General features: G+C 44.9%; 7 protein-coding genes. All 7 read right to left on the bottom strand.

The annotated features are described in order from the left end of the window. Window position 1 precedes the first annotated feature (1 nt). A complete protein-coding gene (locus tag QZ331_RS07010; protein WP_121765431.1) occupies window positions 2-2,287 on the bottom strand; it encodes a GH92 family glycosyl hydrolase in 2,286 nt (761 codons plus the stop codon). Window positions 2,288-2,570: 283 nt separating this feature from the next. Beyond that, on the bottom strand, window positions 2,571-3,800 hold the full coding sequence (locus tag QZ331_RS07005; RefSeq protein WP_294629239.1) for a hypothetical protein: 1,230 nt from the start codon (window positions 3,798-3,800) through the stop codon (window positions 2,571-2,573). 26 nt (window positions 3,801-3,826) lie between these two features. Beyond that, window positions 3,827-5,317 carry a C2 family cysteine protease gene (locus tag QZ331_RS07000; protein WP_294629238.1) on the bottom strand — a complete coding sequence of 497 codons (1,491 nt, stop codon included), beginning with the start codon at window positions 5,315-5,317 and terminating at the stop codon, window positions 3,827-3,829. 96 nt (window positions 5,318-5,413) lie between these two features. Beyond that, the gene (locus QZ331_RS06995; RefSeq protein ID WP_294629237.1) at window positions 5,414-7,378 is read right to left on the bottom strand and encodes a RagB/SusD family nutrient uptake outer membrane protein; all 1,965 of its coding nucleotides are present in this window, start codon (window positions 7,376-7,378) and stop codon (window positions 5,414-5,416) included. A 24-nt stretch (window positions 7,379-7,402) separates the two neighbouring features. Beyond that, window positions 7,403-10,555 carry a TonB-dependent receptor gene (locus tag QZ331_RS06990; RefSeq protein ID WP_294629236.1) on the bottom strand — a complete coding sequence of 1,051 codons (3,153 nt, stop codon included), beginning with the start codon at window positions 10,553-10,555 and terminating at the stop codon, window positions 7,403-7,405. 630 nt (window positions 10,556-11,185) lie between these two features. Further along, complete coding sequence (locus QZ331_RS06985) at window positions 11,186-15,133, bottom strand: helix-turn-helix domain-containing protein (protein WP_294629235.1); 3,948 nt, start codon at window positions 15,131-15,133, stop codon at window positions 11,186-11,188. Window positions 15,134-15,328: 195 nt separating this feature from the next. Continuing rightward, window positions 15,329-16,717, bottom strand: a complete 1,389-nt coding sequence (gene glmM / locus QZ331_RS06980) for a phosphoglucosamine mutase (protein WP_294629234.1) — start codon at window positions 16,715-16,717, stop codon at window positions 15,329-15,331. Between the last annotated feature and the right edge of the window lie 30 nt (window positions 16,718-16,747).

The raw sequence follows: 16,747 nt of genomic DNA, 5'->3' as shown, positions 1-16,747 counted from the left end.
CTTACTTTTTATCACGAGAGAAGGAATAGGGAAAATCGGATTCGTTGACGCCTCTTCCCTTATTCGGTTTATTATCCATATCAAATACCAGACGTCCGCCTTTCAGCAGGTCGAAGTGATTGAGGTAATTCTTTGTATAATTCTTACCGTTATAACTCATCGAACGGATGTAACGATTGGCGTCGCTGTTTTTAGGAGCGGAGATTTCCAACTTCTTGCCGTTCTCCAGGGCGATTGTCGCTTTTTTGAAATAAGGGGCGCCCATCACATATTCATTGCTACCCGGGCATACCGGATAGAAACCTAAAGCTGTAAACACATACCAGGCAGAGGTCTGGCCGTTGTCCTCGTCGCCACAATAACCGTCGGGAGTGGCAAAGTAAAGGCGGTTCATCACTTCACGCAACCAGTACTGGGCTTTCCAGGGCTCGCCTGCATAGTTGTAGAGGTAAATCATATGCTGGATAGGCTGGTTGCCGTGCGCATAGTTACCCATATTGGCAATCTCCATTTCACGGATTTCATGAATCACCCCTCCGTAATAGCTGTCGTCAAATACCGGCGGAAGGCTGAATACGGAATCGAGCATACTGACAAACATCTTTCTGCCGCCCATCAAATCGGCCAATCCCTGCACATCGTGGAATACAGACCACGTATAATGCCAACTGTTTCCTTCGGTAAATGCATCTCCCCACTTGAACGGGTTGAAAGGAGTCTGGAAGGTTCCGTCGGCGTTTTTACCGCGCATCAGTTTTGTTTCGGGGTCGAACAGGTTGCGGTAGTTCTGACTTCTGCTCTTGTAGAGTTCGAGTTCTTCTGCCGGACGGCCCAACTTTTCACCCATACGGTAGATGCACCAGTCATCGTATGCATACTCCAATGTACGCGCAGCATTCTCGTTAATCTTCACATCGTAGGGCACATAACCTAATTTATTATAATATTCGTATCCACGGCGCCCTGTTGTAGATACTCTCGGATGTACGCTGTTGGCTCCTCTGAGCAGACCTTCATACATTTTCTCAGCATCCGCTTTGGTCACATTCTTCATAAAAGCATCTGCCACTACGGAAGCCGAATTGTTTCCGACCATACAGCCGCGATGTCCCGGACTCGCCCATTCGGGGAAGAAACCGCTTTCAAGGTATGTATTCAACAGTCCTTCTTGCATCTTCGCTCCCATCGAAGGATATACCAGATTGACAAATGGAAACAGGCAACGGAACGTATCCCAGAACCCGGTATCGGTAAACATATATCCCGGACGAATCTCACCGTTATAAGGGCTGTAATGTACCGTTTCGCCTTTCGCATTCACTTCGTGGAACATACGGGGGAACAATACCGAACGATATAGGCAGGAATAGAAGGTACGCATCCGGTTTTCATCGTTGTCTTCGACGCTGATACGTCCCAATACATCATTCCAGGCCTTCCGTCCGGCTTCCCGGGTCTGTTCGAATGTTTTGTTTCCGATTTCTTTCAGATTCAGTTCCGCCTGTTCGGGGCTGATGAACGAGGAAGCCACTTTGGCGTGCACCTGCTCGCCTTTCTTTGTCGAAAAACCGATGGCAGCACCTACGTGATTGGATTGGAGTTCAAGATGTGTCTCTACCAAATGATAGTCTGCCCATACTTTATTAAAGGTAAAAGGCTTGTCAAACTCTATCACAAAGTAGTTTCTGAAGTTCTGCGGAACGCCGCCACTGTTGCGCGTCGTATAACCTACAATCTTGTTTTCTTCGGGAATCACCTTCACATACGAACCACGGTCGAAAGCATCGACTACCACATAAGCATCGGACGCTTCGGGGAAAGTAAAACGAAAATATGCACAACGCTCCGTCGGGGCAATCTCCGTTGTCATGTTATACTCCGACAAATAAACACTATAATAATAAGGAGTTGCTTTCTCCGCCTTATGCGAAAACCAACAGGCACGACTATCCTGATCAATCTTCAGTTGTTTGGTCATCGGCATGATGGAAAACTGTCCGTAGTCGTTAATCCACGGACTGGGCTGATGAGTCTGCTTGAAACCTCTGATTTTGTCAGAAGCATATGTGTAAGCCCAACCGTCTCCCATCTTTCCGGTCTGTGGCATCCAGAAGTTCATCCCCCAGGGCAGTGCGATGGCAGGATAAGTGTTTCCGTTGGAAAGTGAAATTTTAGAGTCGGTTCCCATCAGGGGATTTACGTAGTCCACCGGTTGCTTTTGCGCAAAGGCAGAAGAGACTCCCAATAGTAGGGCCATTGTGACAGACAGTAGTTTCTGTTTATTCATGATATAAGAATTAAACTATTAATATTAGATTAGCGAGTATTGTTATTCGCATGACAAATTAACGCAATATTAAATTAGGAAATATACTCTGGCGTGACAAAAAGCACACCCGGACAAAAATGTCAGAGTAGAGAACTACAAGTCAAATAGAGCACAAATTATTCTTTTAACAATCAATCAATTAAAAACAGCAAGAGAGAAACAGCGTACAAATAAGAAACAGAAGCAAGAAAGAAAGCAAGTAAAAAAACTGCTATCTTTCTTGCTCGATTTTAACGGGTCGTTATTGTTTCATTCTGAACCACTCATCGGAATCGGTGCTAAGGGCATAGAGATATTCTCCATCCTCAAGCATCCAGAAACCGCTTTGTGCGTAATTGAAATTCAAGAAATTATCAACCGCTTCTATTTGCCTTACCAATCCGGCATCATCCCCATAATTTCCAAAGAGATATTCCACCCCTCTGTCTTCAAAATGCACACGACCAGCCTGTACATCTGCCGTTGCCTGCAAAATAAAGAAGATGTAATGCCACTGTCCCGAATCATTTGAACCCGGACAAACTACAATATGTCGGGGAGAACGGTCGTCAAATTCCACCTGAGCAGGCATTCCGGCAAACTTATCACAGATATAATCGCGGTCGACGATGTGTGTTTTCCAAGAAGAGTTATATCGGTCTACAATGTCCGAACTCTTGTTCAAAGTTACCTTCACAGCCGGATTATCCGTTGTCAGGCCGCTTGTAGCATAATCGAAATAAATCGCTTTGACCGCCTCGCCGTTTACCGTCAATCCTTCAATATCCAATACAGCCTTTACATCATCGGAAGTAGTCAATGTCATCGCATACTCGGTATGCTTCAACACTTTGCCGTCCAGATGTGAAATCTTAATCTTCCACACATCATCGTTGCAGGCAATTGAATAGTGTGCATAGAATGCATTGTTTGCACTGCGAAGTTCGCCGTTGCCCAATTCCGACTTCAGTTTTTCAATCGCCTGTTTCTTGTTTTGGGCTATTATAAACTGTTCTTTTTTATCTTTTGCCTGCTTCATCTCCGCATCGGTGACTGTAACCAAAGTCATCGGTTTTCCATAGGTCTGTCCTTTGGCAGTGATTTGCGTATCCGAATAACCGGTAATGACAAACGTGCTTTCCTGATTATCGCTCAGATAGCGCATCATCCCCCCGTTTGACAGAGTAAGCAACACGATTTCTCCCCCTTGAAAATCCAGTTTATAGTCAGTCTTTACAGAATTTTCCAATATTTTCTCATCCGAGTCGGAATCTGCCGTTCCTTCCTCACCGAACCGGAAGTAGAAAGTGACGTCTTCATAAGTCATCTTCCATCCATCCGCTCCGCACAGCACTCTTTTCACTTCCGAAGGGCGCAGACGATCCTCGCCCAAGTTTCCTTCATTTTCCCAATCTTTCCAGGGTTCTGTCATGCCGCAACTATACAACGCCAGGCAGCACAAAGACATCAGTATATAAGTTATTTTTTTCATTATACTTTTTCTTCTAATAGTTGAAATTAAAAATTCGGTATATATCCTCCCAAGTCGGGACCAACACCATAGTTTTTGGCAGCACCGGGCACGCAGATACGCAAATCGATCATCGGTGGAATACGGTTGTCGTCCTTCACTTTCATCACTCCGTCGGTTTTGCCACCCCAGGGATTACGCATTTTGAACAGATGCGAATCATCATCGGGGAGAATAAACGTGAAAGCGTGTCCACTGGTCGACACCCAGTTTTCATCTACCGGCTCGTCACTTCTCAAAAAGCCGCCGATGACCATCCGTCCCTGTTTGAGCGATACTTCTACCGCACGCTTCAAATCGTCGGACACTAAGGCACCTGCACCGAAGCCGTAACTTTCTCCATTACCAGTAAAAATGGCGGCAACGTATTCCGTACCAATACCGTTGATATTGGAAGTACCTTTGTACACCTGATGCCATTTTACTACTGCTTTCTCAAGAATCGTAGCCCAGGTGACCTCCTTGTTGCGTCCTCCCAAAGCACCTAAGTCGCCACTGTTGCCAACGAAATAATCACCGCCCACACCGACTGATATCTGCTTTCCTTTCGGGTCGTACATCGTAACCGTGTAAGTCTTATCTTGGTTATCCTTGATAATATGCTTGATGAAACGGGGATAAAGATAAGCCATCGAAGCACAGACGGCACAAAGACAACAGTCGCCTATCCAGCGTTGGTTGACGTCCGACAGGGCCGGCATACCATTGTTGGGATAGATGGAAACGACATTAAACGTATTCCACGCCATCTTAGAGCCGTTGTCGCCGAAGGCTTCCGGTTCTTCCGCCGGGTCGGCAAGCCATTCCAAATCGGCAGCAGTAGCTTCACGGTCATTCTCGTGCTGTCTGCCCATCGGAGTAATCGCACTAAACGTACTGGAACCTTTGCTGGAAATCAAGTCGTTGATATTCTCCGTGTATGAACGCACTGCCACCAGTTTCCATTCGGCTATCTGCGTGGCAGTACCTCCATTGTTCGCTTCAACAGAAAGTCTATAGTAACGATAGGAAGTAGCATTATCCACTTCATAACTTTTCTCTTCTTTTCTCGCTGTAAAAAGCTGGTTTGCCTGCGCGTCCAGTTCTGTCCACGTAGTATTATCATTAGAGCCGTAGAGTGTCCAGGCTTTCGGGTCCATTTCGGGAGTATCGGCAGCCGAAGTCAACGAATAGGAAGTGACGGCCTTACTGCTGTTTCCATTCCAAGTGATGTTGAAGCTACTGTGATGAGTGACATACTTCGTGTCAGCATTATCGTCTACCAAACGTCTGATTTCCGAACCGGCGGGAGCATCGGCATATTGCGCTATAATTGTACCACTGGAGGGCATATTCGCGTTGCCCGAACCAAGCACATAAGAAACCGGAGCATCTTCGTTCGGTTCTTCTCCGTTGTCATTTCCGCCATCATCGTCAGACGAACATCCTGCCAGACCAAAAGGAATCAGCAGTACTAAAAGAAAAATGATTCTTTTCACTGCATCTACTTCTCTACATCTTATTTGAGATATATTCATTGTTTTTCTTCTCATTAAATTCTTTCGTTCGTTCACAAACCGGACATCCGGAGTATATTACTCCGTTGTCCATCCTAAATTTTGTACCATCTTCGGATTACGGCGTACATCTTCGTCGGGAATCGGGAAGAGGTAATGTTTAGGCAAGAATGTACGTGTTTCCACTACTACCTTTTCAAAAAATGCAGGAGCATCCGAACGGAAAGCCATACCATGAATGGGGCCGCCTTCTCCGCCTCTGTGATATTTGGGATAAATCCAATCATCGCCTACGGGCATATCGGCTACTTTCCAACGGCGTACATCAAAGAAATGATTCCATTCGAACATCAACTCAACCAAACGTTCGCGATGAATACGCTTGTCTACTCCGTCGCGTGTATCTTCATAAGGAATGCATTCAAATCCATTATCGTCCGTGGTGCCTGCTGCGCCATATCCGGGAATACCGGCACGGGCCCGTATCTTATTTACATACTCAATCGCTTCATCACGTTGGCCGCAAGCGCTCAGTGTTTCAGCATATCCCAAATACATATCAGCCAGACGAAGCAAAGTCGCACAATGTCTGTTGGCACCGCTACGTCCCTCTTTAGGAGCCATTTTACGCATACCATAGCCTGTGTAGGGAGTATCCCAATTGGCATGAGCATAACCGGAATTACCGTTAAACGTCAATTCTGTAGTTATTTTCTCACGCGGAGTATCTGTCTTCAACCAAGTAGAACCATTGAATGTAATGTTTGTATAAAAACGCGGTTCGCGATTAGCCCATTGTTTCAAAGTCTGATTCGAATTGCTCTTGAAATAGGTTCTGGAGGGAACTACTTCGTCATTATAGTCATTCGGCCATCCCAGATGTTCATTGGAAGGCACACCCTCATATTCTTTATAATTCTCGTCGTCAACAATCCGTCGGCCATCTTTCATAAAGTACAAGTCTACCATTTCCTGGGGTACACCAAATCCGAGACCGCCTCTCAAAGCACCGCTATTATCATCGTAGCCTTTATGAAAAGGAGTGGTTTCGTAAGCTCGGTAATCATGGTCGGCCAAGCGAATGAAAATCTGCTCTTTGTTTTCCGTACCGTACAAAACTCCCGATGTCACTTTTCTATAAGATTCATAGAAATCAATCTTTCCTTCGGCTGTTTTCTCCATATATAAAGAGAAGGTGTTGCCGTATTCATCAAAGAATTCTTTGTAAGCACTGCGTGCAGCTTCCCATTTCGCTTGTTCCTGCGATTTATCTTGCGGGAAGAGTTGCTTACCGCTTTCCGGATTAACGATGGAGGCATAATCGGCATTGCAATTGAATAACGGACTTGCCGCATACAACAGCATTTTCGCTTTGAAAGCTTTACACGCAGCTCTGTCTATACGTCCCAGGTTGGAGCCGTCGTATCTATCAGGAAGTTCACTTGCCGCATCGTCAAATTCCTTCACCATAAAATCCACACATTCGTCTACCGTATTGCGCTCTTTCAGAAGGTCAGCAGTAGAAATATCCAATGAAATCGGTTCTTCACCCAAAATAACAAACGGACCGTAGGAACGGAAAATCATGAAGTAATAGAAAGCGCGCAAAGCTCTGGCTTGTGCTTTCCACTGTTTGCGTTGTGCGGCCGAAGCCTCCAGACAACGGTCTACATTCATGATAAACGTACTGGCGCGAGAGATTCCTTTATAATATTCGATGTACCAGAAATTAATCCATGAGGAACCTGCATAGGTAGCTCCGGAAGCCCATTCGCTACCGTTATTTCCGTCCCATGAAAGTTTGCATTCCAACGAACCGGTTGTCCAAATTCCCGACATTGTATTCCTTGCAGAACGTTCCAATGTTTCGTCGGGCACATAATTATATACGTTATTCAAAAACTGTTCTGTCTTCGAGCGATTGGTAAACGTATCCTCCAGGTCATATTGTTCACCGGGGATTGCATCGAAGAAATCATTGCACGAACTAAGTCCGACTGCCAAACACAGTGCCAAAGTTCCTATTTTAAATATATTTTTCATATCCTTCTTGCTAACTGATTATTATTAAAAACTCACATTCACACCCATTGAATAAGTACGCACGTTGGGGTAAGCAGTACCGTTGTTGGTGTTCAACTCCGGGTCCCACAATTTGAACTTGGAGAATGTCAACAGGTTGGTACCCATCACATAAATACGCGCACTCTTCAGGAATGTCCGGTTAATCAACTTCTTCGGGAGCTGGTAAGCGACAGTCAACTGTTTCAGACGCAGGAAACTTACATCTTTCTGCCACCATGTGCTGGTTTTCATATTATTCTGGTTCGCATTGTTTCCATGATGCAAACGAGGATAGAATACATCCTCATTGGTCGGATTGTCGGCCGACCATCTGTCGGTAATGTTTGCATACAGGTTGGTAATACCCGAACCATCGTTAAAAGGATACAAGGCGTTACCTCCCAAGCAACGGTCGGCTTGGGCATTTCCGGCAAAGAGTGCACCGATAGAGAAATCACCTACTTGCAAATCTGCACCGAAACCATAATAAATCTTAGGCACGTCGCCCTGGCCTATCAGACATTTATCATAGTCGTCGATAACTCCGTCACCGTTTAAGTCCTTGTATTTGATATCGCCGACTTTCGATATCTGTCCCGGATATCCTTCGCCAAACTGCTTGGCGTGGTCCATGATTTCTTCTTCGCTGGTGAATAGTCCTTCGGCAATCCATCCCCAGCGTCCGTTGACGTTCGTTCCTCTCTTTTCCATCCACGGATACTGCACGCGGGGATCATCGTTCTCTACAATTTCGTCTTCATTCCATGAGAAGTTGCCCCGAACGGTCAGGAAACATTTCTTGCCGAGTTGTTGTGTATATTCCAACGTAGCTTCAAATCCTTTGTTGTCTACTACTCCCAAGTTGGCATAAGGCATTTCTACGAATCCGGAATAATCAGGAATAACACGTCTGGTAATAAAGATGTCTTTACGATGTTCCTTAAAGATATCCAATGTCAGCGAAAGATTGTCTTTGAAAAACTTCAAGTCGACACCCAAGTCTTGCTTGCGCGAAGTAGACCAGCCTACATTGGCTCCGTACTTGCTAAATCCCCAGCCACCGACAGCGTTATTCTGGTCGCCAAAACGATAACCACCTACACTTGCCATTTGGTCTAAGTACATAAAGCGCCGTCCTGTTACGGCATCCGTACCAACTAAACCGTCTGTATAGCGTACTTTAAAATAAGAAACTGTTTTTTGCAAAGATTCCCACCAAGATTCATTAGAAATGGCCCAGCCAAGACCAAATGCGGGGAAGAATCCGAAACGCTTTTCCGGACTGAAGTTTTCGGAACCGTTATATCCGAGGTTTGCTTCGAAGAAGTAACGGTCGTTCCAGGAATAAGTGGCACGGGCGGCCAAACCTTGTTGCTTATAGGGTAAAGAACCAATCAAATCGCCAGCGCTTGAACGGTAAATCTTCTGATTATAAAGCAAAAGACCACCTACCCGGTGCAAACCGAACGAACGGTCGTAATTTAAAGAGGCTTCAAAGTAAGTACTTCTGGAGTCGGAAGCGCCTTGTTCGAATGCAAGGTCCTTATGTCCTGTATAGGTCAGTGCATAGCGGTAATTGCCGTCGGCATCAAAAACATCGTCATTCCACAGCCCGTTTTCGTCTTTTGTTCCGGCAAAATTGTAAGTATCTTCGCGCTTGTTATACTTCAGGTCGCGGCTGTTGTGCACGTCGAAAGCCAACATGGCAGAGGCGGTAAACCCTTTACTCCACTTCCAGAAGCCGAGGTCTTGCGTCAAACGGATATTGGAGTTCAACTGATTTCTTGCTTCGTTTTTGTAACCACGGCGGGTCAAATCGGCATACGGGTTACGGAGGTCGCCATTGGTAGAGATACCCGGTATGGAACCGTCGGGCATCATCAACGGCAAGTAGACCGGATTAATCTCCATAGCCGAGGCGAACAGGTCGCCGGTAGATTGCTGCGGATAGTTGCCCATAGAAAGGAAACCATTGAAGCCCAAATCGATGGTAGTAGTTTCTGTCGGCTTCAGGTTCAAATTGGCTGTATAATTGTAACGGTCGTAACGGATGTTGGCATCATAGTTCTCCATTTCGGCGGTACGTGTCAGACCTTTTTCATTATAATAGCTCAATGAAACGTAGTAAGTGGCATTGGGCACACCGCCGCGCACGCTTACATTGACACGGCGATTATGTCCCCAGTCGTTGAACAATTCGTTCATCCAGTCAACGTTCGGATACAAGTATGAGTTGAACATCAGCGGATTATCATTCGGCAGTAATCCATGCGCTTTCTTCGTGGCTTCAATGTATTGAGGAGAATACAACATACTGCCTCTGGTATCCATATAGGCTTCATTGGCAGCATCCATATAGGTAAAGGCATCTGCCATTTCGGGTTTCTTTGTCAATGTAACGAAACCTTCATAGTAGTCTACAGAGAATTGCGGCTTGCCCACCTTACCCGGTTTGGTCTTGATGAGAATGACGCCATTGGCACCGCGTACTCCATATACGGCTGTAGCAGAAGCGTCTTTCAATACCGTAAACGACTCAATGTCTTCAGGGTCGATATTGTTGAAACTACGTTCCACACCATCTACCAATACCAGCGGTTTGGAGTTCTGTCCTGCCAGCGTGGAAATACCACGAATCCAAAGGTCGGAATCGTCATGTCCCGGTTCTCCCGAGCGTTGCACGGCTACCACACCCGGCAGACGTCCGGCAATGGCAGAAGACAAATTGGCCGTCGGCATCTTTATATCTTCTATTTTCATGGACGACTGCGCACCTACTACCGATACTTTACGCTGATGTCCGTAAGCCACAACCACTACTTCGTCCAGTGACGATACATCTTCGGCAAGAATGATGTCCAACACTTTCTGTTTGCCAACTTTCACTTCCTGTGATTTATACCCTATATAGGATACGATAAGAATGGGATTACTACCTGTCAGTTTCAGATTATACTGACCATTAGTATCTGTTATGGTACCGTTTGCAGTACCTTTTTCCTGAACGCTCACTCCAATGAGCAATTCTCCTTTTTCATCAGACACACGCCCTGTTACGGGAGTACCTTGCGCCCACACTACTGTACTGAATGTTAGCAGTAATGCCAATAGCCACAATGTCTTTGTGTGATGTTTTTCCATCTCAAACAAATTCATGTTACTTTGTTTTTTTTAATTAATACTAAGGTTATCATTTATCCATAAAATTCTTATAGATGCGGCAAATTAAAAACTTTTAGTACTAAGAAGATTCCGCAGTAGTGACAAAATTACGTCAAAATGGAAACGCTCATTCAAAGAACAGAAAAGAGAAATAAAGCACAAGATAAACTGCTATATATCAGCAAATAGTACTTATCTATGCACAAATAGAGCACAAGTTTGCGCACATTGCATCATGCTACATCAACCGCTTTTGGGGCACTTTAATTAAAACGTTTGTCCGCAAGCGGTAATAAATAAAAATGATTATCAGTTGCCTGTTCTCCATCTGCCAAATGAAGGAAGTACGTACAGCTTCATTTTCTGCCATTTACAGGATATATGGATGCTGGTTGCAGGACATATAGATGCTGGAAGTAGGACATATAGATGCTGGAAACAGGATATATATGTCCTGCAAATCGGTTACAGAGCGAGTGATAAACAGCTATTAATCAGACAAATAAAAATCACGCATACCTGAGCCCGAATATAGTTGTCATCCAAGCAAGCAAAAAACAGAAGGAATGAAGAATACATCCCCCCGAAAATCAATGAATAAAGAATAAGAGAGTTGCAACAGCATTATCGGAGTTGTTCCCGATAATCTTTCGGTGTCATTCCGAACCGGCGGGTAAACTCTTTATAAAAATAGGAACGGCTGGAAATACCCACCTCAGCGATAACGTCCTGAATAGAGAGTTCTTCATTCCGTAGCAATCGCGCAGCCTTCTCCATCCGATAACTCTTTATCAGGTCGCTGGGAGCCGCATTGGATATTTCTTTAAACTTGCGGTAGAATTGACGCGGACTCATCGCCATGCGGTCGGCAATTAAGGTGGAGCCCAGCTCTTCCTGGTCGAGATTCTGTTCTATCACTTGCAATAGTTTGCGGATAAAGTCGGCCTGTTCTTCGGTCGTACAGACAATGCGCCCCGCCCAGTCACCAAGCTCTTCCATATAGATTTGCTTTGCTTCGCGAGCACCGTAAATGGCTTTATTGACCGCTTCCTTCAAGAAGATGATATCGTAAGGAAGCACTATGTACGAATCGGCCCACTTAATCAGTTCGCGCTGCATGGACGAACTTACTTTCCAGCTTAGCATCGGAATAAAAGCTGTTTTCGAAAGCTGGCTGCGATTCTTATTCACATATTCCAGGAAGTCGCTCTCTGCTTTTGCATACATCAACATATCAACCAGCAACAAAGCTGGAGCCGAGCGACGTATTTCTTCAAACGCAAGCTGCACGCTCTTTACCGGACAGACTATGAATTCATCGGCCAACAAGTCACTTATCAGCCACACCATTTCATCCCTATCCTCCAGCAGAAGCACCGTTTTCTTTCCATGTTCCTCGGTTTCTTTAATAACAGCCGGTGCAAAGGTTAATGTCAGCAAATGCTTTTTTTCGCTGTCGGCGTAGTGGAGTGCGACATTTAGCTGTCTCAAAGCGGCTTGCACGGAGAACAGCAATCGCCGGGTAGTGATTGCTTCTTCTGTCTCTTTGCTGTCTCTTCTCCCGTCTTCTTCCGAACCGGAAAGCTGCTTGTACAATTCCTTCACGGTATCGTCCGCAGCAGAGAATTGTAGTAACATCCGCCCTTCCTCTTCTTTGGCGTCCACTACAAAGTCCGACTTACTTTTTGCTCCGGCAACGTAAAGGTAACACCAATAGAGCATACAGCGCAAGGCATTCTTATAAACAGGATAAACAAAATGTTCCGGTATAGCCAATTTTACAGAAGATACATCAACGCCTTGTCCTTCCAGTACATTCAAGACTTCTACAGAGAGTTCTTTCATGCACATACAACCGGTAATCGCATATTCGGTAGGGAAAAACGACTTAAGTTCTTCTACAGCCAAAGTTCCCGGACGGAAAAGAGTGGCAACGACTGTCTCGTGCACCTGCTCCATGATTCTGAGACGTTGTTCATAAGGGAGATTTTCCGCACGCAACTGGTCGCAGGAGCGATAAATGGACGTAAAGCGATTCAGCAGTTCACGATTAAGGCTGGCAGACTCGGGCAGCGCTTCATTGCTTTCTGCCGTCAACAACCGCTGCACGGCACGCTTCTGAAGAAAATATTTTCTGAACAAACGAATCAGATAACCGGCTATCAGTATGAAAAACAGCAAGTAAATGACATAGGCTGCCGCAGAACGATACCACGGCGGAAGAATGTACACGGGAATGGAAAAGACCTTGTATTCCGTATTGAATACGTCTTTCTTGTAACGTACCTTTAAAACATAGCTGCCCGAAGGGATTTCCATGTACGATGCTTCATTGATGCTGCTAAACGAGGTCCAGTCTTTATCAAACCCGTCCAGCATATAGGAGTATTCGACATCACCTCCGGTAAGAAAGTCGGGAACCACAAAAGAAAGGGAAAAAGAGACTTTCGCTCCTTTAAAAGTTAACGCTTTGCCACCGTCGGTATAATAATCACCCAGATTGACCTCTTTGCGGCCAACCGTTAGCTTACGCAATAAGATGTTCGGATAGAATTCCGGAGCTGTCGCCACCTCTTTATCGAGATAAAGCAAACCGTCAATGCCTCCGAAGAAAAGTCGTCCGGTGTAAGGACACTGATAATAGGCGTCGTCGCTAAACTCGCCTACCTGCACTCCGGCAGCATAATAATAAGTATGCGAAGAGGTATTTTGGGGGTTATATTTAATAAGTCCACGATTGGTGCCAAGCCATAAGAAACCGTTTGCATCTTCCAATATGCCATGAATCATATCATTAAGCAATCCTTGTTCTCTACCGATATAGGTGGCACTGATTTGTTGCTTGTCGAAAGCCAGACACACAAGTCCCGACGTTGTGCCTACATACATCCTCCCATCTTTAGCACGATGCAGACTGAGTACATCATCAACCGATTTATGCAGTATTTCTTTCAAAGAGATGACTTTATATTCTTCTGTCGCTTTGTTAAACCGAATCAATCCTTTCTCCCGGCTTCCCAACCAAAGAATGGAATCGCCTTCGGCCAACATCGGATAGAACATGGTTATCTCTTTCTGTTCGTAAAAGAAGTGATAACGCTTTTGCGACTTGAGATGAATCTGCCCTTGTTTCTTCTCTAATATCAACTTACGAAATCCGACCCCGGCCGTAACCGCATAGAGTACGCTGTCATTCTCTTCATAAATATCATGTATTTCGATAACCGGGTCTGCCGACTTATCCTCCACACAATGCAAGGCTTTGTCTGCAAAAGAATAGTAAAACAGTCCGGGATTGCCCGACCCTACCCAAAAGCCATCCATATAACGGCTTTGCTTCAATGAGTAGGCCTGAAACTCTCTATTCCAACGGGTATAAGACGAAGCGTCCTGTCTGCCGACGGAAGAGTAAACTGTAGTAGCAGAAGCAATCATGCCGCCTTCATAGTCGTGTATATGCAAAAGTCCATCTCCTTTCGTGCCAAACCACATTCCGCCATATTTGTCTGTCATGACCGAACGCACCTGCCGACTTAAGTTGGAGGACAGTTTGCCGAGCATCAGATTGGTAGCTATCGAATACTTCTTTGCATACATGACGGCTCCCTGTCCGTCCGAAGCCACCCAAAGAATATTCTGATGAGGATCGCGGAAAATATCATATATACGTACATTACGGTCTACCACTTCCTCTTCGTACCTTTTCGAAGAGCGCAAACGTACTAAACCATTGGCTTGAAATGCAATGATAATGTCTTCATAAAAGGGAACGATTCCCACAACTTTCCCGTATTGCTGTACCAACGAAGAGAGGTTACGAATATAGATTTTAGACCTTCTGGAAATGTCATATACATAAAGTTCCTGCTCCGCATCCACGAAACAGAGGATACCGTTCTGATAAAATACATCATCGATAGGTTTTGCATGAAAGTCGGAAGATGAAACAGCAGGATGGACAGACAATGTATCCCGGTCGAAACCGTCTAACGAGCATTGAATCAGACGACCTGTATTTTGTGGAAAAATCCATAAGACGCCATCGTCCGTGACAAAGGAACGCCGGTTCATATGCCCGGTAGAAATCTCCATATCATTGAAACGGACAAACTTCTTATGATAAGTATTGTAATAGAAGATTCCTTCATTTCTTATTATCCAGGTATCTCCTTTCGGATTGGAATGCAGATGATAATCGCCTGTAAAATCATAATATCGCACTACCTGACGCGAATCTTGCGAAAAACGATTGACTCCCAAATGGGTAGTAATCCACAAACAACTACTGTCTGCCTGCTGGATAGAATGAATGACATTGTTGCTCAGCGTCTTTGGTTCCGAAAAGTCCGAACGAAAGGTTTCCATACTTTTGCCATCGTAACAATTGACGCCATCGTAAGTGCCAAACCACATCAAGCCTGCTTTATCCTGATAGAGACAAAGCACAGCACTATTGGAAAGCCCTTGTTGATAATCTACTTTACGGAAAAGATAAGCGTCTTTACCCGAATCAGCCAAGACAGCAAATGAACGAATCAAGATAACAAAGACGAGGATCAAGTATTTTTTCATAGCATATTGATAACTATATAGGTGTATAATGTGACAAAGGTATATTTTCAGCCGCAATTTTCCAAAAATTTCTTCTATCTTCGCCAAGCCAACTTCTATATTAACCGTTTTGACGAAAATGGAAAGCATAAAAAAGGAGAACTTACAAATAAGTTCTCCTTTCTCTATATCTTCACAACAAACAAAGCGCGTTGTTTACTTAACTAATTCATTAATCACATTCATAATCTTCTGACCGATTTCTTCGGCAGCTTCCATTGTAGATGCTTCGCTATATACACGGATAATCGGTTCGGTATTACTCTTGCGTAAGTGTACCCATTTGTCGACAAAGTCAATCTTCACACCATCGATGTCATTGACCTCTTCGTCTTTATAGATTTCCTTTACTTTAGCAAGAATGGCATCCACATCAATTTCCGGTGTCAAGTCTACACGGTTCTTTGCGATGAAATACGGAGGATAAGTAGCACGAAGTTCGCTCACTTTCTTTCCTTCGTGAGCCAGATGACTTAGGAACAAAGCGATACCTACCAGTGCATCACGTCCATAGTGGCTGGCAGGATAGATAACTCCACCATTTCCTTCACCACCGATAACAGCATTGGTTGCTTTCATCTTTGTTACTACATTTACTTCGCCTACGGCAGAAGCATTGTATTCCATACCGTATTTGCGGGTCACATCGCGCAAAGCACGGGTAGAACTCAAGTTGGATACTGTGTTGCCCGGCGTATGTTTCAATACATAGTCGGCAACAGTAACCAAAGTATATTCCTCACCATACATCACACCGTCTTCGCAAATCATTGCCAAACGGTCGACATCGGGGTCTACCACAAATGCCACATCTGCTTTTCCGCCCTTCATCAAGTCCATGATGTCACCGAGATTCTTTTCAAGCGGTTCGGGATTGTGCTGGAAGTTTCCAGTAGGTTCACAATAGAGTTTTTCTACGTGCTTCACACCCAAACGTTCCAAAAGTTCGGGAAGGATGATACCGCCCACAGAGTTTACACAGTCAATAGCTACACGGAAATCCGCTTTTTTAATCGCTTCAACATCTACCAAGTCAAGAGCCAGTACGCTGTCGATATGTTTCTGATTGTAAGTAAGGTCTTTGCGATAAGAACCCAAGTGGTCTATATCGGCATAATCGAACTCTTCGGCTTCGGCTATCCGGAGTACTTCGTTACCTTCGGCTGCATTAAGGAATTCGCCGTATTCATTCAGCAATTTCAATGCATTCCATTGTTTCGGGTTATGAGAAGCTGTCAGGATGATACCGCCACAAGCGCCTTCCATCGTTACAGCCAATTCTGTAGTCGGAGTAGAAGCCAAGTCTATGTCTACAACATCCCAGCCCATTCCCATCAAGGTGCCGACTACTACGTTTTTCACCATTTCACCGGAGATGCGAGCGTCGCGTCCCACTACAATTTTGTTGCTCTGCACTTTGCAAGTCTTACGAATCAAAGTAGCATAAGCCGAGGTGAATTTTACAATGTCAAGCGGATTCAGCCCTTCACCCGCGCCTCCGCCAATGGTTCCGCGGATGCCAGAGATAGATTTGATTAGAGTCATAAGTGTTTTACTATAAATATTTATTTAAAT

It is taken from the genome of uncultured Bacteroides sp., assembly GCF_910586915.1.
GTDB lineage: Bacteria > Bacteroidota > Bacteroidia > Bacteroidales > Bacteroidaceae > Bacteroides.
This window is presented reverse-complemented; position numbering and strand designations above follow the sequence as displayed.